27 protein-coding genes and 3 pseudogenes are annotated in these 24498 nt (G+C 36.4%); 25 read left to right on the plus strand and 5 right to left on the minus strand.

The features are described 5' to 3' along the window. Positions 1 to 94: 94 nt before the first annotated feature. From ACQ5H4_RS05740 to ACQ5H4_RS05800, 13 genes are all read left to right on the plus strand, one after another. Positions 95 to 712 (plus strand): CHC2 zinc finger domain-containing protein, encoded by a 618-nt coding sequence (locus ACQ5H4_RS05740; RefSeq protein ID WP_430773999.1) that lies wholly within the window; start codon positions 95 to 97, stop codon positions 710 to 712. After that, the gene (locus ACQ5H4_RS05745; protein ID WP_430774000.1) at positions 709 to 2193 is read left to right on the plus strand and encodes a DUF3987 domain-containing protein; all 1485 of its coding nucleotides are present in this window, start codon (positions 709 to 711) and stop codon (positions 2191 to 2193) included. Before ACQ5H4_RS05740 ends, ACQ5H4_RS05745 begins: the two co-directional genes overlap by 4 nt. Positions 2194 to 2466: 273 nt before the next feature. Continuing rightward, entirely contained in the window at positions 2467 to 2775 is a 309-nt protein-coding gene (locus ACQ5H4_RS05750) for a hypothetical protein (protein ID WP_430774001.1), read from the plus strand. A gap of 234 nt (positions 2776 to 3009) precedes the next feature. After that, positions 3010 to 3162 carry a hypothetical protein gene (locus ACQ5H4_RS05755; RefSeq protein WP_430774002.1) on the plus strand — a complete coding sequence of 51 codons (153 nt, stop codon included), beginning with the start codon at positions 3010 to 3012 and terminating at the stop codon, positions 3160 to 3162. Between the two features lie 119 nt (positions 3163 to 3281). After that, entirely contained in the window at positions 3282 to 3575 is a 294-nt protein-coding gene (locus tag ACQ5H4_RS05760; protein ID WP_430774003.1) for a hypothetical protein, read from the plus strand. An 879-nt stretch (positions 3576 to 4454) separates the two neighbouring features. Beyond that, positions 4455 to 5897, plus strand: coding sequence for a spore germination protein (locus tag ACQ5H4_RS05765; protein WP_430774004.1), 1443 nt, complete (start codon positions 4455 to 4457; stop codon positions 5895 to 5897). Positions 5898 to 5911: 14 nt separating this feature from the next. Continuing rightward, entirely contained in the window at positions 5912 to 7048 is a 1137-nt protein-coding gene (locus ACQ5H4_RS05770; protein ID WP_430774005.1) for a Ger(x)C family spore germination protein, read from the plus strand. 4 nt (positions 7049 to 7052) lie between these two features. Next, positions 7053 to 8156, plus strand: a complete 1104-nt coding sequence (locus ACQ5H4_RS05775; protein WP_430774006.1) for a GerAB/ArcD/ProY family transporter — start codon at positions 7053 to 7055, stop codon at positions 8154 to 8156. After that, the gene (locus ACQ5H4_RS05780) at positions 8153 to 8356 is read left to right on the plus strand and encodes a hypothetical protein (protein WP_430774007.1); all 204 of its coding nucleotides are present in this window, start codon (positions 8153 to 8155) and stop codon (positions 8354 to 8356) included. Before ACQ5H4_RS05775 ends, ACQ5H4_RS05780 begins: the two co-directional genes overlap by 4 nt. A gap of 386 nt (positions 8357 to 8742) precedes the next feature. Further along, entirely contained in the window at positions 8743 to 9057 is a 315-nt protein-coding gene (locus ACQ5H4_RS05785; RefSeq protein WP_430774008.1) for an SDR family NAD(P)-dependent oxidoreductase, read from the plus strand. Positions 9058 to 9157: 100 nt separating this feature from the next. Further along, positions 9158 to 9367, plus strand: a complete 210-nt coding sequence (locus tag ACQ5H4_RS05790) for a hypothetical protein (RefSeq protein WP_430774009.1) — start codon at positions 9158 to 9160, stop codon at positions 9365 to 9367. Positions 9368 to 9782: 415 nt separating this feature from the next. Continuing rightward, positions 9783 to 10331 carry an NAD(P)H-dependent oxidoreductase gene (locus ACQ5H4_RS05795; RefSeq protein WP_430774010.1) on the plus strand — a complete coding sequence of 183 codons (549 nt, stop codon included), beginning with the start codon at positions 9783 to 9785 and terminating at the stop codon, positions 10329 to 10331. A gap of 110 nt (positions 10332 to 10441) precedes the next feature. Further along, the gene (locus tag ACQ5H4_RS05800; RefSeq protein WP_430774011.1) at positions 10442 to 11224 is read left to right on the plus strand and encodes an SDR family NAD(P)-dependent oxidoreductase; all 783 of its coding nucleotides are present in this window, start codon (positions 10442 to 10444) and stop codon (positions 11222 to 11224) included. Positions 11225 to 11877: 653 nt separating this feature from the next. Here the strand turns inward: ACQ5H4_RS05800 and ACQ5H4_RS05805 are convergent. Further along, positions 11878 to 12231: pseudogene (locus ACQ5H4_RS05805) on the minus strand (purine-nucleoside phosphorylase); the annotation flags it as partial. Between the two features lie 108 nt (positions 12232 to 12339). Next, on the minus strand, positions 12340 to 13518 hold the full coding sequence (locus ACQ5H4_RS05810) for an adenosylhomocysteinase (protein WP_430774012.1): 1179 nt from the start codon (positions 13516 to 13518) through the stop codon (positions 12340 to 12342). 119 nt (positions 13519 to 13637) lie between these two features. Between ACQ5H4_RS05810 and ACQ5H4_RS05815 the strand changes: the two genes are divergently transcribed. Together ACQ5H4_RS05815 and ACQ5H4_RS05820 are read left to right on the plus strand one after the other, a co-directional pair. Then, complete coding sequence (locus tag ACQ5H4_RS05815) at positions 13638 to 14306, plus strand: Crp/Fnr family transcriptional regulator (RefSeq protein ID WP_430774013.1); 669 nt, start codon at positions 13638 to 13640, stop codon at positions 14304 to 14306. A gap of 714 nt (positions 14307 to 15020) precedes the next feature. Further along, positions 15021 to 15110, plus strand: coding sequence for a hypothetical protein (locus ACQ5H4_RS05820; RefSeq protein WP_430774014.1), 90 nt, complete (start codon positions 15021 to 15023; stop codon positions 15108 to 15110). A gap of 544 nt (positions 15111 to 15654) precedes the next feature. Here the strand turns inward: ACQ5H4_RS05820 and ACQ5H4_RS05825 are convergent. From ACQ5H4_RS05825 to ACQ5H4_RS05835, 3 genes and pseudogenes are all read right to left on the minus strand, one after another. Further along, on the minus strand, positions 15655 to 16647 hold the full coding sequence (locus ACQ5H4_RS05825) for a Gfo/Idh/MocA family protein (RefSeq protein ID WP_430774015.1): 993 nt from the start codon (positions 16645 to 16647) through the stop codon (positions 15655 to 15657). 214 nt (positions 16648 to 16861) lie between these two features. Next, positions 16862 to 17233: pseudogene (locus tag ACQ5H4_RS05830) on the minus strand (cupin domain-containing protein); the annotation flags it as partial. Positions 17234 to 17324: 91 nt separating this feature from the next. Next, positions 17325 to 17675: pseudogene (locus ACQ5H4_RS05835) on the minus strand (transposase); the annotation flags it as partial. 11 nt (positions 17676 to 17686) lie between these two features. On the opposite strand from ACQ5H4_RS05835, the gene ACQ5H4_RS05840 reads away from it, so the two are divergent. The 10 genes from ACQ5H4_RS05840 to ACQ5H4_RS05885 all read left to right on the plus strand — a co-directional run bounded on the left by ACQ5H4_RS05840 (position 17687) and on the right by ACQ5H4_RS05885 (position 24357). Then, positions 17687 to 17899 carry a DUF3231 family protein gene (locus ACQ5H4_RS05840; RefSeq protein ID WP_430774016.1) on the plus strand — a complete coding sequence of 71 codons (213 nt, stop codon included), beginning with the start codon at positions 17687 to 17689 and terminating at the stop codon, positions 17897 to 17899. A gap of 738 nt (positions 17900 to 18637) precedes the next feature. Beyond that, positions 18638 to 19498, plus strand: coding sequence for an alpha/beta fold hydrolase (locus ACQ5H4_RS05845; protein WP_430774017.1), 861 nt, complete (start codon positions 18638 to 18640; stop codon positions 19496 to 19498). A 10-nt stretch (positions 19499 to 19508) separates the two neighbouring features. Further along, positions 19509 to 20084 carry a TetR/AcrR family transcriptional regulator gene (locus tag ACQ5H4_RS05850; protein ID WP_430774018.1) on the plus strand — a complete coding sequence of 192 codons (576 nt, stop codon included), beginning with the start codon at positions 19509 to 19511 and terminating at the stop codon, positions 20082 to 20084. Positions 20085 to 20542: 458 nt separating this feature from the next. Then, positions 20543 to 21454 (plus strand): pyridoxamine 5'-phosphate oxidase family protein, encoded by a 912-nt coding sequence (locus tag ACQ5H4_RS05855; RefSeq protein ID WP_430774019.1) that lies wholly within the window; start codon positions 20543 to 20545, stop codon positions 21452 to 21454. A gap of 17 nt (positions 21455 to 21471) precedes the next feature. Then, the gene (locus ACQ5H4_RS05860) at positions 21472 to 21786 is read left to right on the plus strand and encodes an iron-sulfur cluster biosynthesis family protein (protein WP_430774020.1); all 315 of its coding nucleotides are present in this window, start codon (positions 21472 to 21474) and stop codon (positions 21784 to 21786) included. A 205-nt stretch (positions 21787 to 21991) separates the two neighbouring features. Then, positions 21992 to 22546 carry an HPP family protein gene (locus ACQ5H4_RS05865; RefSeq protein WP_430774021.1) on the plus strand — a complete coding sequence of 185 codons (555 nt, stop codon included), beginning with the start codon at positions 21992 to 21994 and terminating at the stop codon, positions 22544 to 22546. A 23-nt stretch (positions 22547 to 22569) separates the two neighbouring features. Further along, complete coding sequence (locus tag ACQ5H4_RS05870; RefSeq protein ID WP_430774022.1) at positions 22570 to 23043, plus strand: DinB family protein; 474 nt, start codon at positions 22570 to 22572, stop codon at positions 23041 to 23043. Between the two features lie 195 nt (positions 23044 to 23238). Further along, complete coding sequence (locus tag ACQ5H4_RS05875; RefSeq protein WP_430774023.1) at positions 23239 to 23577, plus strand: histidine triad nucleotide-binding protein; 339 nt, start codon at positions 23239 to 23241, stop codon at positions 23575 to 23577. After that, positions 23565 to 24077: a hypothetical protein gene (locus ACQ5H4_RS05880; protein WP_430774024.1), complete on the plus strand. Its 513-nt coding sequence runs from the start codon at positions 23565 to 23567 to the stop codon at positions 24075 to 24077. The genes ACQ5H4_RS05875 and ACQ5H4_RS05880 overlap by 13 nt, the downstream gene beginning before the upstream one ends. 121 nt (positions 24078 to 24198) lie before the next feature. After that, the gene (locus ACQ5H4_RS05885; protein WP_430774025.1) at positions 24199 to 24357 is read left to right on the plus strand and encodes a hypothetical protein; all 159 of its coding nucleotides are present in this window, start codon (positions 24199 to 24201) and stop codon (positions 24355 to 24357) included. The last annotated feature ends 141 nt before the right edge of the window (positions 24358 to 24498 follow it).

Below are 24498 nucleotides of genomic sequence, written 5' to 3' on the forward strand. Positions count from 1 at the left end.
TACCCTTTGACCTTAAGAGTGGAAGATTTACAAAAAATACTAAGATTATCAAAGGCTTCGGCTTATGAGTTGACAAATATTACGGGGTGATTATATGACTGTAATCGACCTTATAAAAGAAAATTTATCTATAATAGAAGTCTTAGAAAGATATACCTCTTCTAACATTTCACATGCAAATTTAAAGCGCAAACATTTCAATATTCGGTGTCCATTTCATAATGACAGGAATCCTAGTTTTACTGTATATAAAAACACCAATACCTTTCGATGTTGGAGCGGGTGTAATGATGGTAAACCTGGGGACGTAATTAATTTTGTAATGTTATTACGAAATGTTAATACGAAAGAAGCTATTAATATATTAAAGTATGATTTTGGCTTAAGTTTTCCGGAAAGTAGAAGTTCAAAGGAATGGCAGAAAAAAAGAGCTTCCCGGGAAAGGGAAGCTGCTTTAAAAAAAGAAACAAACAAAAAAATTATTGAAGCAATAAATGCATTAAAAGAAGTGGATCAGTCTGCAAGAGCAATACTTGGAACGATAAGAAAGTTAGAAGATTTGGACAGAATCGGCAATTTATACCATGTTCTTAGTCAAATAGATTACTGGATTGACTCTTTAGTTGATAACCAGGGCATAGAAAGTCGAATTCATACCTTAAAAGAAGTAAGTCAATTTCTAAAAATAATGAAAGAAGGTGAAGGAGCTTGAGTAAAAGTGTTGCCAAACTTGCTGCCGGGCTTCTTCCCAAGGACAAAAGAAAAGCAGTAAATCATTTAGATATTTCCAGTTTATCACAAATTGTAGCAATGGAACAGGAGGGAGGGGGAGGCCTTAATACAAATCAATTAGATAATGAAGAAAATTTTGTTAATGAACTCGGGGAGTTTACCTTTAAGTTAAAATTATATGATGATGATGATGATGGATTAGCGGCTGATGCTTTCCATGGATTAGCAGGGGACATAGTACGAACAATTGATCCTCATACCGAGAGCGATCCGATGGCAACACTTATAAACTTTTTAGCCGCATACGGAAATATTATTGGTGATTCCGCCCATTTTGTGGCTGGGGCAAAAAAGCATCCTGCTAGGATTTTTGCTGTGGTTGTAGGTGCATCTGGAAAAGGAAGAAAAGGAACTTCTATTACCCCAATAAGACTACTCTTTCAAGCTATTGAACCAGAATGGGAAAAAGACCATATCCTTTCTGGCATGTCAAGCGGTGAGGGACTTATTTTTGCTGTAAGGGATGAAGTAACAAAAAAGGTTCCAATTACAGAAGGAAAGGGACGAGAAAAAAGAATTATTGATTATGAGATTGAAATAGTTGAAGAAGGGGTTGAAGATAAGCGGGCTTTGGTGATTGAAGAGGAATTTGGGAAGGCGTTAAGGTCTGCTAAGCGAGAAGGCAACACTCTATCCCCGATTATAAGAGAATTGTGGGATTCGGGAAGCCCACGAACATTAACTAAGAATCCTATCAAAGCAACAGGTGCTCATGTATCTATATTGGGACAAATCACCGAGGAAGAATTAAAGAGGGAAATATCGCACGTAGACTTAGTAAATGGACTGGCTAACCGCTTTTTGTGGGCGATAGTTGAGCGGTCAAAACTGTTACCAAGTGGAGGGGAATTTCACGAGGTAGACATTAGTGAACTAGTTTTAAGAATTAAAGCTGCTATAGAGTTTGGTAAAAGCGTCGGAGAAGTTAAAAGAGATAGTGAAGCCGAAATGTTTTGGCACCAAATATACGAACCTCTTTCAACGAGGGTTGGTGGACTCATAGGAGCTGTTACTAGCCGAGCTGAAGCACAAACTATGCGGTTAGCGTGTATATATGCTTTTCTAGATCAATCAGACAGAATAAAGGTCATACACTTAAAGGCAGCTTTAGATTTGTGGAATTATTGTTTTAAATCTGCCCGTTTTATTTTCGGTAATGAAACAGTGCTAGAAAATCCCAATGCTAACAAGCTATTAGAAGTATTAAGGATTCTTAAAGAAGAAGGTAAAGAAGGTATGACAAGAACACAGGTTAGTCGGGACGTTTTTAAAGGCAATATCCCGAAAGCAGAACTTGAACTAATATTTAAGGAATTACATTCTAATGGGTTTATCAAATTGGAAAAAGTAAAACCAACAGGAGCTGTTAAATCTGTTCAAAAGATAACTCTTTTAGATTAATTGATAATGATTTAAGAATTAAACGAATTTAACGAATTAATCAATAAAACACTTGTAAGTAACCAATAACATTAAATTAAAACTACGAACTTTGTACGATTTAAATACGATTTTTAGGAATGCCATTTTATTGCTATTTTTAACTTCGTAGGTAATTCTTACAAAGTTCGTAGAATTAATATGGTTAAAGCCATTTACAATAATGTTTTATTTTTTATTTCGTATAATCCGTATAATTCGTAAGGTATTAATGATGATTGAGTGGGGATAAAAATGGCTGTAATATATGAATTAATTAAACAGGCAGAAGTTGACTACCATGATAAACTAGCCAAAGAAACTGGGTTCATTATTGCTATACCGGGCAAATTATATACGCGCTCATTGGGAAAACACAGTGAAGTTTATATTGATAAGATTTGTAACAATTGGGAGGTCTGGAGAGAATCATATATTCCGGATAAAAAAGCTCCAATTAATTTCAAAATAATTGCTTCCTCCAAAGATTTCGAATATGTCATATTAAAAGCAAAGAAATATTTTAAATACATTGAAAATAAGCAACGAGTATCTGGAAAGTAAACGAAATTTACTATTTTAAAGGTGATTTCTTTAAAGCTTGTTACCAAAATGATCGTGAAAATGGGTATCATACATGGGGTTTTTTATTACGTTTTGTAAACTAAAAATTCCTCTGTTCCTTGATGTAATCGGATTTTTCTAGTTTACAAGAAAAGGAGCCAAAATATGAATAAACATTTTACAAAAGACATTAGAATTAACAAGCCTTAAGACATTAGAAGGATGTTAGCAAAGGTGATTAATATATTGCTGAAGGATGGAGAAATGACAATAGATAAGGCTAAAACAATAGCAACTTTATCGAATACAGCTTTAAAATCAATGGAATTGGGTGATTTAGCTGAAAGAATGAGCAAAATTGAGAAAATGTTTGATAACCAGGAATGAAAGGAACGATTTTAAATGAGTTTAAAATCCCGGCTTAAACATCTTGAGCGAAACGTTAAGCCAAAAAGAGAAAAGATCCAGTTCAAGAGTGGCGTGAAAGCATTAAAAGAAATGAAGAAATGGACAGCCTTTATCCTGCTATAGAAGAGGGAGATTTGCAAGCTTGCATTCGCTATTGCCAGTTGTGTGAGGAAAGTGTTGTTGACAGAACATATTCATACCGGGATGTTTTTATTAAGGTTGCTGCAATGAACGAAGGATATGAACCGAATTATGAAGATGAAACAGAGACGGATGTTTGGTATCACAATCTAAAAGCGACATATAAATATTTGGAAGAGAAGGTAAAGAATCCGAATACGAAGGAACCTATTTTAAAAATTTGGAATTTTCGGGTAAATAAAACCAGTTAAGGAGGCATAGTTTCATTGCATAAAAAAGTGTGAACTTTATTTAAGGATTAACGTCTTTATTCTTGTTAGTGTAGAGAATGACTAAGAATGTCTAGGGTCAAGGGTACTCTAGGCATTTTTCTAATTTCGTTAGCTAAGGATTTTGGAGGTTGTGAAACATATTGATGAGCACGATATAGAAGTAAAAGAGATAATCGACACTTTAACAAAAAAATCGAGATTGGTATAATTCCAAGCTTACCCCCAATTCATGCTAAAAAGTCAAACTCGGTATTGATAAGGGTTACAGATTTTAGCATTCGATAATAATTCATAGAAAAGAGGCTGTTATTATAGACAGTTTCTTTTTAGGATTTGGTCTTTCAAATTTCATCATTACATGAACAATATTAAATCGGCAGTACCTCTTATAAGGTGGGAGGCGGAGATGAAATGCACAACTAGGATCTTCATCTAATTTCAAAACTGTTTGAGACTTTGTTCTAGATCTAGTAAGTTGTATCTCCACTTGGTCTCTCCAACTGTGCCATTAAAGGGTTTTTGATTATTAGAGAAGTAATTAAGAGTGATTTTAATCTTTTACTTAAGGTATGATTGGTCACATTATGGTCACATAATTTAATTTACAAACTAAGACGGAGAGAATGAATGATGTTTTCAACAAAATCTTCTCACAGCATATCGGTTAATTTGTAAATCTAATTCTTGATCTTTAGTTGATACCTAGAAAAATGAATCATTGCCATATTCATTTTTCCTCTTTTGTTTTCTTAAACTCTTATTGTAATAACCTCCAGTAAAATGATTATAAAATTTTGCATAATAATTCCCTCCACAGTAAAAAATGAGGGTAGTCTTGTTTAGAAGTGGGGATTTCTTATGTTAAGGGTTAACAAAGCTGGTGTTATTGTTGAGGAAATCACGGAACGTCTAGGAAAATCACCTGATTTTATATGTAAAAAAATAGAAGCCGCTGAGGAATTCAGCCTTTACTGCATCTATCTTGCATCGATCGTAACGCCAAATCAGGTCGATGAAATGCTGTTGAAGCCCATTTCTGAAGGCAATCAGAACATAAAAGCGTCAATATATACTCCTATTAACTGGTTGAAAAAAATAATCCCTCTTATTCAATGGAAAGAATTATCCGGATCCAACGAAGGTATTTCCGATCTTCTTGAAGGTCACTGTCTTATTATTCCGACCTGTGGAAATACTTATCTGAGTTATGATGTTTCAAATGAACAATTTCGAAGTATTTCGGAACCAACAGCGGAGGCTGCTGTTCGTGGTCCAAGAGAGGGTTTTGTTGAAGAGGCAGCAAGAAATGTCGCTCTGATCCGAAAGAGATTAAAAAATGAACACCTAATATTTGAGCCATTTACGATAGGATCAGCAACAAGGACGAAAGTGTACTTAACTTATCTCAACAATGTGGCCTCAGCGATAATTTTAGATGAGTTCCGTCGTCGCCTTCATTCCATTCAAGCTGATAGTATTTTGGAGAGCGCTTATATTGAAGAATGGATCCAAGATAAGACATTTTCACCTTTTCCTCAACTAGTAAGTACAGAAAGACCAGATTCTATTGCAGCAAAATTACTCGAGGGACAAGTTGCGCTTATTACGGACGGTACACCTATGGTTTTATACGGGCCCATAACCTTTTTTCAAATGTTTTCATCCCCAGAGGACTATTACCAGCGCGCAGATATTGCCACAATCACGCGTTGGCTGCGCATGCTTGCTTTTTTGTTTTCCATATTCGTACCATCTGTTTATATCGCAGTAGTAAGCTATCACCAAGAATTACTGCCAACCTCACTATTAATCAGCTTGGCAGCCCAACGTGAGGAAGTTCCATTCCCTGCGGTTCTCGAAGCGATTATCATGATGGTAACGTTCGAGATTTTACGGGAAGCCGGGCTTCGTATGCCGCGTATTGCCGGCCAATCCATCTCTATTGTCGGCGCACTCGTTTTAGGCCAGGCGGCGGTGGAAGCCGGACTCATTTCAGCAGCGATGGTTATTGTTGTATCTTTTACAGCTATCTCTAATTTTGTCTCACCTAACTACAGTTTTAGCATTGCTCAAAGAATTGTTCAATTTTCTTTTATGGCATTAGCCGGGGTGCTGGGTTTCTTTGGAATCATGGTTGGCTTATATTTTCTTTTAAATCATTTAGTATCGATACGATCTTTTGGAGTTAGGTATATGACCCCACTGGCACCTTTGGCTCTTTCCGATTGGAAGGATACCTTTGTCCGGTTCCCCCGATTTTTATTGAAGCGCATTCCTCGTGCGTTTTATGACAAAAAATAAAAGAAGGGTGAAGAATGAGAAGATCCTATCTTACATTTTTAATTCTCTTGTTCTGTTCCGGTTGCTGGGATATGAAGGAAATCAATGAATTAGCGATTGTCAACATTGCTGGAGCCGACAAAGACCCGGAGACGGGAATGATTACTGCGTATTACCAGATCATTAACCCCTCAGGTGTTTCAATCAAATCAGGCGGCGCAAGTGGCGGTGCCGTTTATACATATAAATTAAAGGAACATAGTTCTGGGAAATTTGCGGAACAAACACACTCGGTAATGCCAAGGTTGTTTTACACCCCTCATGTACAGTTATATATCGTATCTGAACGGTATGCCCGACAAGGTTTATTAGATTTAATTAACTTTCTGGAACGCGATCCTGAACGTCGAACGAATGTGAATATTGTAGTGACAGATTCCCCGCTATCCACAGTAATGAACAGTTATACCTTTTTGGAAAGAGTTCCAGGCAGGTTTGTTAAATCAATGTTTGACATTCATGCACGCAGTTTTCGAAACGGTATTATGCCTACACGTTTTAGAGATTTGGCAAAAGGGATTAATTATCATCAACCGACAATCATTCCGATTCTGCACTATAAAAGCGAACAACCTGCTTCCAAGACAGATAGATTGGAAAACATCAACGCAAGTAAAGAGGCTATGAGTTTTGAGGACGGAGCTGTTTTCATTAATGCCCGCATGGTTGGCCGAATTGATTTGGATACAAAAAAGTATTTTTACATCTTGAATGGCAAGCTTAAGAAATTTGTAGAATCGATTGAAGTTAATGGAGAGAATGTTGATGTAGAGGTTCAGGATGTTGGAATGAAAAGGGACTTCGACCGTTCTTCCTCTCGTCTAACTATTCAGATTCGTGCTGATCTGCGGATCGTTAACAATAAACAACCTAAACCAATGACCTCAGAAAATCTTCATGAAGTTGAATCGGCATTTAATCGAACGCTGGAAGAGAAAGCAAAGTCCCTTGATCAGTTGGGTAAAGATAAAGACTGGGATCTGTTAGGCATTCAGGATGAAGGAGTTATCATTAAGGATTGGAGAGATTTTCCTGTTACGTTTGTGGTGAACTCCAAGGTAACAACCATAGGAAATACAGGATCCTCATACAAAGTAGAAAAGAGTGAATAAGAAAATGGAAAATGCCCGGCTAAGTGGATGGCAAATGATCACATTAACTTTTACTTTTGTCTGCGCTTCAACGTTCCTTTTGTTACCAGGAAAACTTATGGAAGATGCAAAGCAGTACAGCTGGATTGTTTGTGTTTGGTCGTTCTTGTACGGGTTGGTTTTGGCAGGTTTTTGGCTATACTTATCCAAACTTTACCCTGGAAAAAGTATCGTTCAAATTGCGATACAAGTCCTTGGCAAATGGGCAGGTGGATTGATCGCCTTTCTTTACATCCTCTATTTCATCCAAATTGCATCCTGGGTAACACGTAACTTAAGTGATTTTATGCATAATAATCTTATGCCGCGAACTCCCCTTTCCGTTTTCAATGTAGTGGTGTTGCTCGTTTGTGCATATGCCGTCGTAAAAGGAATTGAGTCGATCGCAATGGTTAGTGAGCTTGTTACGCCGTATATTATTGTAGCTTTCTGGATTCCCTTTACGGTCATGCTAAAGGATTGGGACTTGCGGACTTTCCATGTCCCTTTTGACTTTCAGCTTTGGACTACGATCCTTCATACAAAATATGCACTTGCGTTTCCTTTTATGGAAACCATCATGTTCATGATGCTCTTCCCTTTTGTTAAGAGCAGATTGAAAACGGCATTTTTTTTAGGAATTAGCTCCGCTGGTGTTATCCTTTCTATCTGTGTATACATGACGATTGGCATTTTAGGAGTCGATCGAGGCTCACATCTTATATACCCAGTTTACACCATTTTTCGTGAAATGCAGTTTTCGGGATTTTTGGAACATTTAGAAGCGATACTTTCGATTAATATCCTTCTCTTATTATGTCTAAAAATAAGCTTATTGTTTTATTGTGCAGTCCTCGGCATTTGCCAGCTGTTCAAAATTGAAAGACGTGACATAGTAGCCTTCCCGCTAGTATGGATCATCTCCGGTTACTCTCTTTTATTTGCTAACGTGATAGAGAACATCGAATGGATTGAAAATTATTTATTTAGCTACTATATGTTGTACGCTGTTATTGTTCCGACCATTCTGATTATTGGTTCTTGGTTACAGACGCTATATAAAATACAGAGGAGAGACAAACCAGCATGATCGGAATGTTAGTCTTATATACACTGTTTCTCAGCGGTGGTTTGATGATATTAAACCGAGTACGAAAGTTGAATAAAAAGGAATGGTTTCTTTTTATCGGGGTGACAACTGTGGGGAGCGTTTTATGGGGAAGTATTATCGTACATCATCCACTAGATTTAAATAAATTCATCGCACTGGTTATAGAACAATTGATATAGTTACAACTCTTATAATAGTTACGACATCAACATCCCTTTCTGTTCAGAAAGGGATGTCAGCATTAATTGTAAACTTTGGCCAACCGGACTTTGTGGTGTTGAAAGGTTTTCTGTGGAGAAGATATTTTCTTCTCTCACCACACCTCCTTGTCATGACTCGTAACAGATTGTTCAGGTAGGCTCTATATTAACATTAACCTACTAGCAAAGTAAGTTTCAAAGTGAGACCCCTACGTAGTGCTATATCCTGTTGAAATGGATTTAAGCAAACCCAGAAACCATTGAATCGTTTGTCAAATGGTTCCAAGAACATCATAACAAGTTGGATATTTTAATTAACAGCGCTGGCATCATGGCGATTCCATTCGCTACAGATCAGTTTGGTAATGAACTGCAAATATCAAGTGAATATTGGGCACTATTACTTAACTAAAGCTTTGTTACCTCAGCTCAAAAACGCAAATGGGGCGAGAATCGTACATTTATCTTCCCGTGGCCATTGGTTTGGAGCGTTTAACTTTGAAGATCCGAATTTTATGGAAACAAGCTATGATAAATGGTTAGCTTATGGACAATCAAAAACGGCTGTTTCCTTATTGATAATGGCACTGGATACCCTGTTTCAAAAAGACGGCATCCGTTCATTTTCTGTTCATCCAGGAAGCATTGTTACGGGGCTTTCTAGATTATTTATCCGATGAAGAAATGGCATTCATGGGTGCCATCACGGTAACCGGAGAACGCGATTTCGATCGTTATAACGATGAAAACAAGACAATTCCAGAGGGTGCCGCCACGATTGTGTGGTGTGCGACAAGCCCACAACTGTCTGGATACGGTGGTGTCTATTGTGAAAATTGCAATATTGCTTCATTGGCCATCGATGAAAGTCAAGGAGTAGGAGTTAAGCCTTGGGCTGTCGATAAAGAGTTAGCACTTAAACTTTGGCGGGAAACCCCCGTTTTATTCCGAAGCACCGAACTAATGCAGATCGACTTCGCAGGTAGCTAGGCTGTACTTTTCATGTAGCCTTACTCACTAGAAAGCCAACTCATTAACCTGGAAGCGGCAGAAGCAAGTGGCTTGTTACGCATGTTCATGATTTCTGCTTAGTGGAAGGCTTATCATCCCCTTGTCGTACAGTTCTTGAAAGAAGTGACCTATTGGGTGATAACGAATATAGCGTGTGTAGGGAAACCTCTTGTGAAAACTAGACGAAAGATGAAGCAAATTATTAAATGGATTAAATAAAGGGAAAACAATTCTGCTCCCCTAAGACTTAAGCATTTTTTTTTAGGCATAATAGGAATAGATGTTCTTGAGCTAAATAGTCAAATAGTTTACTAAGCTGAAAAGCAACACCGCTCAAAGTGCGATAAAGTTAACTTGTCAGCAGGCATGAGATCAAACGAAAGGAGGGAAAATGATGAAGACATTGGTAATTGTCGCTCATCCTAACTTGGACACATCTCGCGTGAATAAGACTTGGTTGGAGGAAGTTAAGAAGTATCCGGATGCAATCACCGTTCATGATCTGTACGCTTCCTATCCGGATTGGCGGATTGATGTTCAAAGAGAACAAGAACTTGCCATGCAGCATGATCGGATCATTTTTCAATTTCCGTTCTATTGGTATAATTCACCTCCGCTTCTCAAGAAGTGGTTAGATGATGTACTGACTTATGGCTGGGGCTACACGTCAAAAGGAGGGAAACTGCGGGGGAAGGAGCTGGGTCTGGCTATTTCTATCGGTGGTTCAGAAATGGATTATCAGCCTGGAGGAGGCGATCTCTATACGATTCATGAACTCCTTAGCCCTTTCCATGCTACGAGTAATTTAATCGAAACCGAATTGTTGTTGCCTTTTACCATCTTTGATACGGATGATAAAAGCGAGGGAGAATTAGTTGAGAGCTCTCGGCAATATGCAGAATATCTGCTTGCTGATAAGATTCCTAGGTTTCCAAGTAGATAATTATATAATAAATATAACAAAAAGGATGGGATTCTAGATGACAAAGCAAAAAGTTTGGTTTATTACTGGTGCAGCAAGGGGCATTGGTTTGGAAATACTGAACGGCCGTGTTGGAAACCGGAGATAATGTTGTTGCGACAGTCCGTAGCTCGCCGGAGTCTTTAGCAGGTAAATTAGGAAATCCGGAGAATCTTCAAGTTGTTCTTCTGGATATCACCGATGAACAACAGGCAATTGCAACTGCGCATCAAGCTGTACAGAAATTCGGCCAAATTGATGTTCTTGTCAATAATGCAGGATACGGGCTGCTGAGTGCCGTTGAAGAAGCTACTGCTGATGAGGTTAGGAAAAATTTCGAAACCAACGTCTTTGGTTTATTGAATGTGACCCGGGCAGTCCTGCCTCATATGCGTAAAAAACGTTCGGGACATATCATCAATTTCTCGTCAGTTGGAGGATTGAGCGGTTATATCGGCTGGGGCGTATACGGTTCAACCAAGTTCGCTGTTGAAGGATTAACAGAGTCACTTGCATTGGAATTGGCTCCGCTTGGAATTCATGCGACCGTAGTAGCCCCGGGCTTCTTCCGTACGGAATTTCTGGATGCTGCGTCACTAACGCGCTCAGGTCACATCATTCCAGATTATGACCAAACGGTAGGAGAGATGAGAAAATTCGCTACCCAGGCAAATAAGAAACAACCGGGCGATCCTGTCAAGTTGGCCAAGGCAATCGTGAAGGTTGCCAACGCGGAGAAGCCGCCGGTACACTTGCCGCTTGGCAAGGATTCGCTGCAAAGTTACCGGGAAAAGACGGCTAATTTTGAAAAGGATATTGAAGCTTGGTATGACGTGATTACAGGTACAGATCACGATGATGTAAATGTTCAATAAAAATGGCTGAAAGTGAAATCTTATTAAGAATTGATGGGCTCATCTTTGGATAATTAAGCCCAACTCTGCCGGAGATACAAGTAATATATCAGAATAAAACCTCCCATTTCATGTAATGCTTAAGTTAACAGAATAGAATGGGAGGTTATCATAAATTTGAACAATTGATGGTCGAATTGAAAAAAGTACTAGAATTAAGAAGGAGCATAGATACAATAACTAAAAGTATGTTTGTTCCTGTAACGGAAGATTCAGTAAAGGTTTATGAGCAGGGAAATGCTATTCAAAAGACTGGTAGTTATTAGAGGGATTTAAAGAGAAGATTGAAAAGCACAGGGAGAAGTTAGCTAATCGAGGATTTTCTAACACATGGTCTAGGATTCCACACTTTGAAGTACATATTCATTTAAATGAAGTAGCTTCCCTTCAATAATTTGTTTTTAGCCACATAGCCATCCAGCTATGGAAACAAATAATTCAAAACGAAAAGCATACGCTATTATTTCTAGAATTATCGGGTCCTTACGCATGCTTATCAAGTTAATTTGAATATATCCCCTGTATGAGAGAAATACGCTATCCTTTTAGAGAATTATTGATAAGGATGGCGTTTTTTATGGATGCTTCATTTTGTATTAGCATCAAATTTCCTGTTTAAACCCACTATTGATTCTGCCAGCTGCTTTAGTCACAATAAGCTGCTTTATCCCGATTGCTTTCATAACCCGAATAGGATAGGTAACAGCCTCAATGGAGTGTCACTCGTAATAATGAAATCTTCCTTGCATCGCTATGACAACTTTACCGCAGACCCTGCCTATCACTAATTGCCCAGCATTTCCCGTTACTGTAGATACGGGAAAATGCGGTATTTCGTTATACGGAATAATTACCGGCTGCTCAATTTCATCCGCCAGAACGCCAAGCCCAGAACCGAGCACGAGACCAATTGTTGGAAGCTCGTCAACTTTAGACATTAAATATTTCCTCGTATTTTTCCAATACATTCACTAAAATCAGACCCTTCATAGTACTTGTTTAACCCAAAATATACGTAATCCTTAAAACAGAGGAAGCAATTGCTTCAAGTTACAACGCTTCCCCCTTCGAAGCTGCTATTCTAAAGATTTGTTAAACAATTGACTGATAAGATCATTAATATCTTTGGGTACTGGTTGCATACCGGCAGACAGGCTGGAAACATCCGTTACGATTCGAAGAGCAGAATAAGATTGCAGACCAAGACCTAAATCCATAATTTCAATCGGATTTCCATCGGCACCAGCCAAATTCAGCGGGTCAGCATTATGGAGCAGGTAAATGCTTTTCTCCTTGAAGGAAATTCTTTCAATTCCTTCTTTTACTTGCTCTATAGATAACGCTTCTTTCTTTATTTCATCAACACTAATTTCAAATCGGTAATGTCCGGAGTTGCCCAAAATCACTTTATGTTTGAACAGCGGTATATGCTTTTCTGTAATGACATTAAATCTTCCCGTCACCGTGATGATGACATCAGCTTTAGAAATTAGTTCCTCCAATTCGCCTATGATATGTCCGTTTGATTTCGCTTTTAATTGGTAGATAGGATCAATATCATATACCATTGTTGTAGCTCCGAGTCCGCGGAACTTTTTGGCAACGCCGCTGCCACAGTAACCGTAACCAACAACAAGAACCTTTTTACCCCCTACGAGCAAACTGGTAGTTCGCATAAATCCGTCAACCGAAGATTGCCCAACACCGACAGCATTTTCAAGAATTTGCTTCAATGGCGAATCATCAATAACAACAATAGGGTATGGCGCATGTAATTGAGTTTTTTCGATGAGCAGCTTTCCAGAGCGAGTCTCCTCATTGGCTCCAATCGGTTTCCAATCTGGCTTTAATTCATGGTGAGCCAGAATCAAGCTAGCTCCGTTATCCAAAAACAGGTCGATTTTATTTTCCATAACAAGCTTCAAGTAATGCTTATGTTCTTCGTAGCTATCTCCCTCTTTGCCTAGTACAGTGATATTGTCCAGTGAAGCCAGATAAGCTGCTGTATCTTTTTTTGTAGTACCAAGACAGCCCACCAGATAAACATGCTCCGCTCCACCACCAAGCAAACCTTCAATCCAATAGCCTGTTTTTGGTTCAATATGCATGCAAACGGCAATCGTCTTGCCTTTAAACGTCTGCTGTTCCTTAAAAATTTGATTAATACCCGCTACAATAGGCATTCTCTCGCGAAACCAGTGCATTCTAGATTCTCCGATGCTAGCCAATGCAGAATTGTCAATAATTGATTTCATAAACCCACCTCATGAATGTAGAATTGATTTTGTGTTACTGCATTCAGTATAATAAATTAAAGCGCAAACAATGAGGACATATGTCCGCTTTTACAATAAATAGAGGGGGGAGGGTAATTATGAAATCACATCTAGTTAAAGTTGAAGAAGCGATTAAAAAAGCTGCTTTGGAGAATATCTTACCTCCAGAGATTACTCCCTCTTTAAGTGTGAAAGCATATAATAAAAATGAAGTAGTTAATGTTTCTGGAGAAGAAGTAAATTACCTTTACATTATTGTTGAAGGGAAAGTGGCTATTATTAATTCTTCCGAGGAAGGTAATTTTGCCGTTGTAACGTATTTGGAGGTCGGAGAAATGTTGGGAGATATAGAGTATTTTAATAAATGCAATTATTTGCATACAGCAGTAGCTTCTCAGCCCGTGAGTATACTACTTATTCCTTTGGAAATTGTAAATGAATATTTGACGAAATTAGCGAACTTCCTATTATTGATGTGTATAAGTATGAGCGATAAACTTATGAAATCCTCCATTAAAAATGCGAGATCACTGCTATATCCAGCTCACCAGAAGCTATGTATGTTTATCGTTCAAGCTGCAGAGCGTTCGAAATCAAATACGATATATTTTAAACATAAAGATGTAGCTAATGAAATTGGCATCTCGGAGAGACATATGCGGAGAATAATGAATGAACTGGTGGAGGAAGGGATCATTCTTAAAATAAGCAAGCAACTCACCATTCTAAATATGGAAGCATTGCGCAGGCACTCCTCTTACATTTGATAATTCGGCTATCACCAAAAATACAATAAACACTAAGTAGGTAATACTTTCTCGTCATTAGTGGTTGCTGACAGAACTCAATACCGTTTAATTCTGACTGAATTAATTTTCAAGGATCGTTTGTTCAATGACGTGACTAACTCTTGAGATAAATATTCAACGATAGAATCAGAAAAATGCCTAATTTGCCTATATTTTATGTGAATAAATACCATAAAAAAGTTAGCGATTACTTATGCAATTAAATATATTTTCTACCTTGTATATCAATTGTTATGTATTTCATGAAGTTTTTTATTTGGAAGTCATTGTCTAATGAAAAACATAAAATCATGTTGTATAACACAACATGTACGTAGCCAAAGTTGAAAATGGACTTTATAGACAAACCTAGCAAAAAACTCTCTAAATTGAGAGTCTTTATTAGATAGAAGCTTTTATTAAACTTGCAAACGCAAGTTTAATAAAAAATGTTAAATTTGAAATAAATGAGGCAATTCAAGCTGAAGCAACACATGTTACTCATTTATATAATGGAATTCAGAGGCTGCTTCCCTTAGAGAAAAACTATTTTTTGGATCAGTTTTAGATGGAATACACTGAAACAACTGCCAATTTTGAAGATGGTACATTTGCTGGAAGTTTTCTAAAAATCAATGATGCCATTAAAAATATGATTGAATATACTATTGCAATCTAGAAGATATTATTAAAATGACTTCTCTAAATCCAGCTAAGCAACTTAATATAATAAATCGAAAAGGAAATATAAGTATTGGGAAAGATGCTTATGTAGTAGTGTAAAATGAAGGTTTAGATGTAGCATCAACATTCTGTCGCGAAATTTAGCCTGGAAGAAAGAAGACTCCATACTTGAACTTTCTTTTTAGGAACAACTTCAAGTATGGAGTCCTTTTAAAAAATTTTCTGAAATTTAATTTTATTGAAAATATCTTGTTAAAGAACATGGATAAAGCTTCTTATTATCTTTTATAGATTTCCTAAACTTTTATTAACTTTAATTTGTTTATTCATTTCTTCTTGCTGTTGTTTACAATATAAATCCTAAAGTAAGCAGTAAAGACGCTCTTTTCATTCAAATCTTTATCCAGAACAAGAACCAGTTTTTAACCCTTTTACTATTCCTTTTGCAATATCTTTCGTAACATTTACTTTTTTATTTTCATTTTCTTTAGTGTTCATAATCTCTTCTTCTTTATAAATATTACTACATATCAAGTATTTTTTACCAATTAACCTACCATGCTAAAACTTATTATATTTTACTTCTCAATTTTAAACATTCCTTTATTTTTTGTATTTATCTAAGAATATGCTTGTAGAATGCTTATTTTAACTCAGACAAAATACTGTCACAAAGAGACATTGTATGAACGTTGTCACGTCCATTGGACGTTGGTTTTCTTTTATTTTTGCAACAGTCTATAAAATGAGTCATTTCTCCAACAAAGCCACGTAAATAAAGATCTCTGTAAGTTCCAGACATAGGGGATGCAGATTGAGTAAATACAGTGTCAGCCTCTTCAAGAGATTTCCATGGCAGATCGCTGAATGTTTGTGATTTATGGATAGTAAGTGAATTCACTTCATCTGCAAAAGCAAATCCATTATCAAATGTAACAAGAATGTTTTCACTTTCACGAGACCAAGCTGTCATTCCTGTAAAGTATAGGCTACCAACAACACCATTTTTAAACTTTAGTGAGATGCTGTGAGAAATAAACCCATTATCACTATTCTTAAAACCTGATACGTATAAAACTTCTCCAAATAGGTAGCGTACTAAATCAACGATATGTATCGCAGCAAACTTGATAAACTGCTCATCATCTTTACAAAATGGCGTGCTGTCTACTGCAAATCTTGCTTGAAACGAACGGGCATTTCCAAGATCACCATTTTCAATAATTTCTTTTAACTTAGTATAACAAGGAGCATAACGTTTCATAAATCCAACCATTACCGTCACTCCAGCTTCATCAGCAGCATCTGCAATTTCAGCAGCTTCATCAGCACTCATTCCAAGAGGCTTATCCACAAATACATTCTTTCCAGCCTTGATACAATCCATCACGAGAGAAGGCTGATCTTCAGGCTGAGCGACTACAACAACACCATCGCACTCTTCATACTGTAACATTTTTTTATAGTCGTCATAGGGCGTCCCTTTACTTCCAAAACGCTGAAGGGTAGCTTTAGAACGCTCAATATTCCTTGTAGCAACAGCCTGTATTGCTGCACCTGCTTCAATAGCAGAAGGATAAATATTAGTAGATGCATGAAATCCAGCACCTATAAAACAGAGATTAGCTTTTTTCATTTTCATCGCTCCTATTTTCTCTAAAGGCACTTTCGATTAAAACTAAAATTGTATCATAATGTTAGCCATTTAATAAGTAGGCAGATTATATTGCAAAGGTTATATGAGTACCATCACAGGCTTGGTCATCTAATTTACTAACTGCTACTATTCAAATCGTCTGGATAGACTTTGGCAGAAGATTAATCAGCTTACTCACATAAGGAGATACTATTTAAGCTAAAGATAGGGTTAGTACGAATAAAATATGACTGGATTCATCACACTTGTTTAAAAATCGGTGTTTAACATTGGGCGGAATTCGTACGACATCTCCTTCATCTAAAAAATATTCGGTACCTTCAAGTTCAACATAAGTTTGACCTTTCATGACGACAGCAATTTCTTCTTGGTTGTCGTGTGAATAGTTACTTTCCGTAGTGCTTGCGTGTGCATATAAATCCATCATTAAGAGTTCAATATGTGCTTTCATGAAGTTAGGTATTAAAACATTATAGACAATATGGTCACTATTCTCACGATATACTTTCTTTCGATCGTGTTTTCTCGAAATGAGCGAATCCGTATCAATTTTCTTCATTTGTAAATCGTTCATTATGTGAAGTAATTCACAGTAAAACCAGTTTTTAAAAAAATGGATCTAGGCTTTAACCAAATCTGTAATTTTTTACACATCATTACCCTATTGCTTCAACCACTACTTTACAACCAAGTGTTTCTAATCGTTTAATAGATTGCTTAATCACGATTTCTTTCTTTCGTCGATCAAAGTAATCTGCACCTAATTCAATATAAGGTTGCCTTTTGCTTAACAAATGATAAACAATCGTTAATATAGTATGTCCAACCGCAACTGCTGCACGTTTTTTACTAACTCTTGCTGCTAAACGTTGGTATTGGGATGAAAGATAGGTGTTTTTTGTTCTTGCTGCCGAATGTGCAGCTTAAACAAGTGCTACTCGTAATTTTTTATTACCTTTTCTTGTTTTTCCTGACTTTTTTTTCCCAGCACTTTCATTGTTACCTGGATAAACTGATGATGTTCTATGTTCAATCATTAAATTCCATAGGTATTGCTCATTATGGCAGAGGTCTCTCTTTAAGCCCAAGACGTGATTTAGGAGCTGATTATGTTAGACTTACTGCAGAAACTTTACACTATGCGGAAGACGGAATGAATATTATGATTGAGAACGGATGGTTAGAGAAACCGCCTCAGGCAACCGCCAGTGACCAATTATCAAACGGATAAGAATTTGGTTTTTGTGACAGCTTGGGTAGTATGGACGATTTAATATAACAGGTCATACTACAAATAAGAGTAATATATTACACTTATTATTCGCCTATAAGGTACGATTCTTCAAGGTGAAGGTCGCCTTTTTTCTTATTCCAAAAGAAAGATTGTGAAGGATTGTACTTAAACTATCGGGTGCTTATGCTAAAAACGGGATTGCTACAGCGTTCCCTTTTGTTCCTCAACTAAAGTAAGCATTTAATAGAATTGGAGGTGCAGTTTTGTTATGACCAAATATTCTTTAGAAACAAAATCAGCGGCTGTTAATGGTTATCTTGACGGTGTAGAATCCTTTAAAGAAGGATGGCAAGCCGGAGCCGAATGACATCGGCAGCAACATGAAGATCACGATCAGCAAGAAGACCCAGAAGGAGATCCAGAACAACCAGAACAACAACAAGAAGAAGAATAACCGAGCCTCCGGCCCCCTAACCGGAATCAAGGGAAATGGAAAAAAATGGCGAATAAGCCGAACCCGAAGCCATCCGACCCGATTCTGATTCCTCCTCGACCGCCCAAGCGATAAATACTGATTGGCATTGGAGTGAATTGGAGATAATTAAAAAGCTTGCAATTATACAGACCTGTATGTATAATAGGTTTCAGGGAGGAGGTAATATGCAATAACTAAAACGTTAGCCTTTTCCTTGCTTAATTCAGGTTAGAAAAATAAACCAATCTGAGGTGAAAAATATGTTAGTACAATACAAAACAGTATATATTAATAACATCAAGATTTTTTATAGAGAAGCAGGCGATAGAAGTTTTCCTACAATTTTATTACTTCATGGATTTCCATCCTCTTCTCATATGTACCGAAATCTAATCAATAAACTTATGGATGAATATCACGTTATCGCACCGGACTACCCAGGGTTCGGAAATAGTGATCAACCCGGAATGGAGGAATTTGAATATACGTTTGATAATTTAGCACATTTGATGAATGAATTTGTGCATGAATTAAAATTAGGGAAATTTAGTATCTATGTTCATGACTACGGTGCTCCAGTAGGATTCAGATTAGCAACGAAGAACCCAGAACGCATTCAGGCTATTATATCTCAAAATGGTAATGCCTATGAAGAAGGATTATTATCAGCCTGGGATCCTGTACGCACATATTGGGATAATCCAACTGAAGAAAATAAAAATAACTTGAATGAACTTTTGGGAGCAGAGTTTACGAAGTTCCAATATACAAACGGAACTCGTAATCCTGATCGACTTAGTCCTGACGCATGGAACATGGATCAATTTGTTTTGGATCGTCCTGGTAATAAAGAAATCCAACTTGCACTATTTTATGATTATCGAAATAACCTTAAACTATACCCTAACTGGCAGGAATTCTTTAGAACATATCAGCCTCCTACATTAGTAGCATGGGGGAAAAACGATATATTCTTTGGAGAAAAAGGAGCCCTAGCATTCCAAAAAGACCTTAAAGATTGTGAAGTACATTTATTAAATACGGGCCATTTTCCTTTAGAAGAGGATTTGGAAATTAGTGCCGCATTAATAAAACAATTTTTAGGAGAACGATTGAAATAGGTGAGAAAGTATGAAAAGAAGTAAGAAAGGGCATATTCTCGATGTTGCCTCGGAGTTATTTTACAAACAAGGAATTCAGGCAACAGGCGTGGATCAAATTGTAGCGGAGTCCGGGGTGGCCAAAATGACCCTATATAATCACTTCCCGTCCAAAGATGATTTAGTTATAGCTTATCTTCAAAAAAGAGATTCAATTTGGAGAAATTGGTTTGAATCTACAGTTCTTGAAAAAGGAAGAACGCCGAAAGAGCGATTAATTGCTTTGTTTGGTGTATTAGAAGAGTGGTTTTTGCAATCAGACTTTCGCGGATGCTCTTTTATAAATACTGCTGCAGAATTCACAGAACCTGAACACTCATTTCACCAGGTGTCCCTTGAGCATAAATCGTTTTTCAAAAGCTTTATCAAAAGACTTGTAGAAGAAACTGGGATACAAGAAGTAGAAGAATTAACCAACGGTTTATTTCTTTTAACTGAGGGAGCGATTGTTACTGCAATGATAGAGGGAAATCATAAAGCTGCTCATCATGGCTGTAAAACCGCACAGGTCCTTGTAGATGTTTATTTAAAGGGAGCATCAAAATAATTTTGCTGACCTTTTTAGGTAAGAATGTAAAGCATAATTAGTTCCTGATTGTAATATAAATTTGAGTTGCTCCAGCCTTTGTAGTTTGTTTTAGGACAAACTCTCCCCGTTTCCGATGTTATACAAAGTATATGAAATGGGGAGAAAAGAGGTTGGATTTATGAAAAGACAATAAATGAACTATTAGGACGTTAAAAAACTAAACTATATAAGTTTTGAACTAAATATTTTCTTATAATCCCATCTCAGCACAAAGTCATGCAGAATACGTTGCCCTACAAAGGCAACTTCAATGATGATTTAGCAACTGAATAAGAAGGTGCAAATAATTATATTCAACTTATATAGATCAAATTTAACAAAAAATGACGCTGTGTTGTGAAAGTTCTATTCAAATTTCTTATAAAATAAATATTTGGTTAACCGCAGTATCTTCAAGAAGATTGGATGTGTGAATGATGGAGGTCTTCCATTCAGGAGAACGTGCTGTACATGACCTACTTGGTGTACAGAAGTTCGCAGATTCTCTAGGTACAATGATTCAGCCAACCATATCAAAACAATTTGAATCTTTTTTAAATCAACAATCTGTATTAATGATTGGGTCCATGGATAGCACAGGGCGAGTGTGGAGTTCATTTTTGGCAGGTGACCCTGGTATTATACAAGTAATTGGGCCGGATATAGTCAGAATTAATGGTCGGATAAACGAGTTTGATCCTTTGTTTTCTAATATACAACATAACAAAGAGGTTGGAATTCTTATAATTGATTTTGTCTCCAGGATTAGAATTCGAACTAACGGTGTTATTTTGCGTTATTCCCTAGATGGGCAGTTCGAAGTGAAAACTGAGCAAGTATACGGGAATTGTCCAAAATTTATCCAAGCTAGGAAGTTCACATATAATCCTGCTAAAGAAAATGTAAATAAGGTATTTTATCATCGAGATATTTTAAATAAGGATCAACAAGATTGGATTCGCAATTCAGATACCTTCATTATTGCAAGTTCAAGCTCAGAAGGGAAAATGGATATTTCTCACAAAGGTGGAATGCCAGGTTTTGTCTATACTATTAGTGAAGACTTACTGTTGTTTCCAGATTATCCGGGCAATATGTTATTCAATACTTTAGGAAATATCGTGCAAAATCCGAATGTTGGACTGCTATTTTTTGATTTCGATACTGGAGATACGCTACAGCTTACCGGTGAGGCGCAAATTGTCTGGAAGATTAATGAAAATATTGTATCCGAATTTCCTGGTGCACAACGTCTAATACAAATTCAAGTGGCTGAAGTTCTACAAACCGATACTTCTAAATCTTATCAATGGGAATTTATGAAGTATTCGCCATATAATCCAAAATAGATAAGGTGGGAATAGTTATGAATATTATTATTACAGAAGCGGCGGTAGATGAGTTTGAAAAGCTGGAAAATAAATTTCCTAACCATTTTAGATTTCTTCATTATGAAATGGGTGGATGTGGGCAACCTTTGGATGGAGTTTTAAGGTTACAACTTATTAAGCTAAATGTAGGCTTTGAACAAGTTCAAACGAATTGGAAACCAATTTATTTAAATAAATCTTCTTTAGACTTCCTTGATGACAACTTAACGATTGATTTTTCTGGTAGATTCCAAATTAAAAGTTCCAACCAAACGTATAGTCATAATTTACCTATAGAAATTGAAGAGTGATTTATGTTTTTTGTGAGATCCATAATGTCATGGATGTACGAAAGGTAAAGAATAACTACTATTATTTACTAAGATAATAAGAATTAATTTTAACTTCTTCCTACTAAACAATACAGACCTTTCTGTATTAAGAAAGGGTGCTTAAAGATGGATAACTGCGATATTCTGTGTAGAATAATATAGTAAATAAAAGGAGGTTTTAACAATGAGTGATGCAACGTCAATCAATCGTGAAGATAAAAAATTAATCAGTGTACGGTACTTATCGAAAATGAAAGGAAAAGGAAGAAGTCCATTAAAAGTTAATGTAAAAGACTCTTTTACAGGATTAACTGGTGGATTTTTAACAATTGTTACTTTAATTTATTTAACAAATATGACCTCTACTGAATGGTTAATGGCTCCGTTTGGTGCAAGTTGTGTGTTGGTATTTGGTGTTTGGAACGCACCACTATCACAGCCTCGAAATGTAATTGGTGGTCATTTTGTATCAACATTCATTGGTTTACTTATATATCATCTATTTGGTAATGAGCCGTGGGCGATTGCTTTTGCAGTTGGTTTAGCGATTGCAATGATGATGTTAACAAAAACAACACATCCGCCAGCAGGTGCAGACCCACTTGTTGTTATGTTAGGGACATATAGCTGGAATTATTTAATTTCACCTGTTTTAATTGGCTCTATCATTATTGTGATTTTTGCATTGTTAATTAATAACCTGCGTAGTAACAGAAATTATCCAACATTTTGGATATAAGTATCAATATAGGAGGGAATCGAATGGAACATTATATTTTCAAACAACTGAGATTTGTTCGAGAAAATACACTTAGTCAAGTGGTAGGAATGAAAGATGAAGAATCATTATTTATACCAAAGGGTTTTAATAATAATATCAAATGGAATTTAGGTCACATCTATGTGATACAAGAAAAGTTTGGTTTCCAAATCATAGGGGAAGAAACCAAATTACCAAATTATTTTATGGAATTGTTTAGTACGGGTACAAAGCCTATTGATTGGGGAGACCAAGCGTTACCAACTATCCAAGAACTAATTCAGTTACTAAAAAATCAAATAGACAGAATAGAGCAAAATTTAGAAGGTCGTTTAGATGATGTGATAGTACCCTACACTACTTCTACTGGTCTTACCTTATCAACATTGAAAGAATTAATTAGCTTTTGTCTATATCATGAAGGAATGCATTTTGATGCTATTAAATCAATCAAAAGGATGATTCAAAATAATTAAAATAAAACTTTTTATGAAAACTAAGTTATCTCTACACTGGAAGAATAAATAATAAAATCTTATTGAGTTAACGGGTGCATTCCTTCAACAAGGGATGCCGTTTTTCTTATTGAAGATAACCGTTTCTTTATAGAGGGAGTTTAGTTGAAGAACAAGTGATATACTTTAAAAAAAGGCTTATGAGGGGTTCGGGTAATGGATTGTATATTTTGTAAAATTATTAATAGAGATTCTCCAGCAGAAATCATTTATGAAGATGAGGATGTCATTTCATTTTACGGGTTACATTTTAGTGCACCAGTTCATGCGTTAATTGTTCCGAAAAAACATATAGAAAACATACTTGATATAACAGAAGTAGATGAAAAAGTAATACTAAAGATACATATGGAAATTCAAAAAGTAGCAAAGAAGCTAGGTGTAGATAAAATGGGGTTTAGAGTCATAACTAATACAGGAACTCATGGACAGCAAGAAGTTTATCATTTACATTACCATATTATTGGAGGAAGACAGCTTAAGTGGGAAATGTAATTGGTCTTATTCAACTAACGGGTGCAAGAGTTGAACAGGGGCTACACTGCTTCTGTTTTTTGTTTTATTTAATAAACGGTGTTATGTTTTATCAAATGAAAGGTAAAGGGGTAAAAGTTTTGGTTAAAACAACATTATTTATTGGTATAGACACTAGCATTTCTAAATCTTCAAATATGGGAAAGAGAAAACAATTTAAGATTAGAAGAGTACAGTTTGAAGAGTTGTCTCCAACTGTTACATTTGCTTGTTATGAAAAACAAGATACCTTAATTCGTACATATTTTTTTAAAGATGCTCTTATTTTATTTGTAGAAGTAACACCTTTTATTCAACAATTTGAAGAAATGTTTGGTCAAAGCCACACAGAAATGGATGTATTTACAACTGACATATCGCACGAAATACTTATTCCTAAATTCATAGAAGTGATTGGAAAAGAAGGAGGGTTATACAGAATCTCCGTATCTTCATATTTATGGTCAAAAACACTGGCATGATGATGCAATAATAGTTGGGAACAAAATAGCACTTAAAAAACTGAGAGATGTTATTGACAATGCTATTCAATATGGTGAAGGACGGTTAGTTACCACATCAAGTGATGGTGAAGGTTATGAATTGTTCATATCATGTTTACCAGGTGAAACAGAAAATAATAAGGATTGGCAACAGATTACACTGCCTTATCATGATACAGAGATGTATGTTCCTAATGAAGATGAGATTGACCCCTTTTCTCATTTAACGCTATACAGAAATTTATTAAGAAGAGAATAATCCTTGTTGAGCTAACGGGTGCAAGAGTTGAAGTTCCAGCTGCTATTTTAGCGGCTTTTCTTATTGTGCTAAATGGCATTTGTGGAACAAGAATTAAAAGGGTGAAGCATATTAGCCATGTATAATATGTTTCACTCTTTA

The organism is Bacillus coreaensis, assembly GCF_050586445.1.
Lineage (GTDB): Bacteria > Bacillota > Bacilli > Bacillales > Cytobacillaceae > Robertmurraya_A > Robertmurraya_A coreaensis.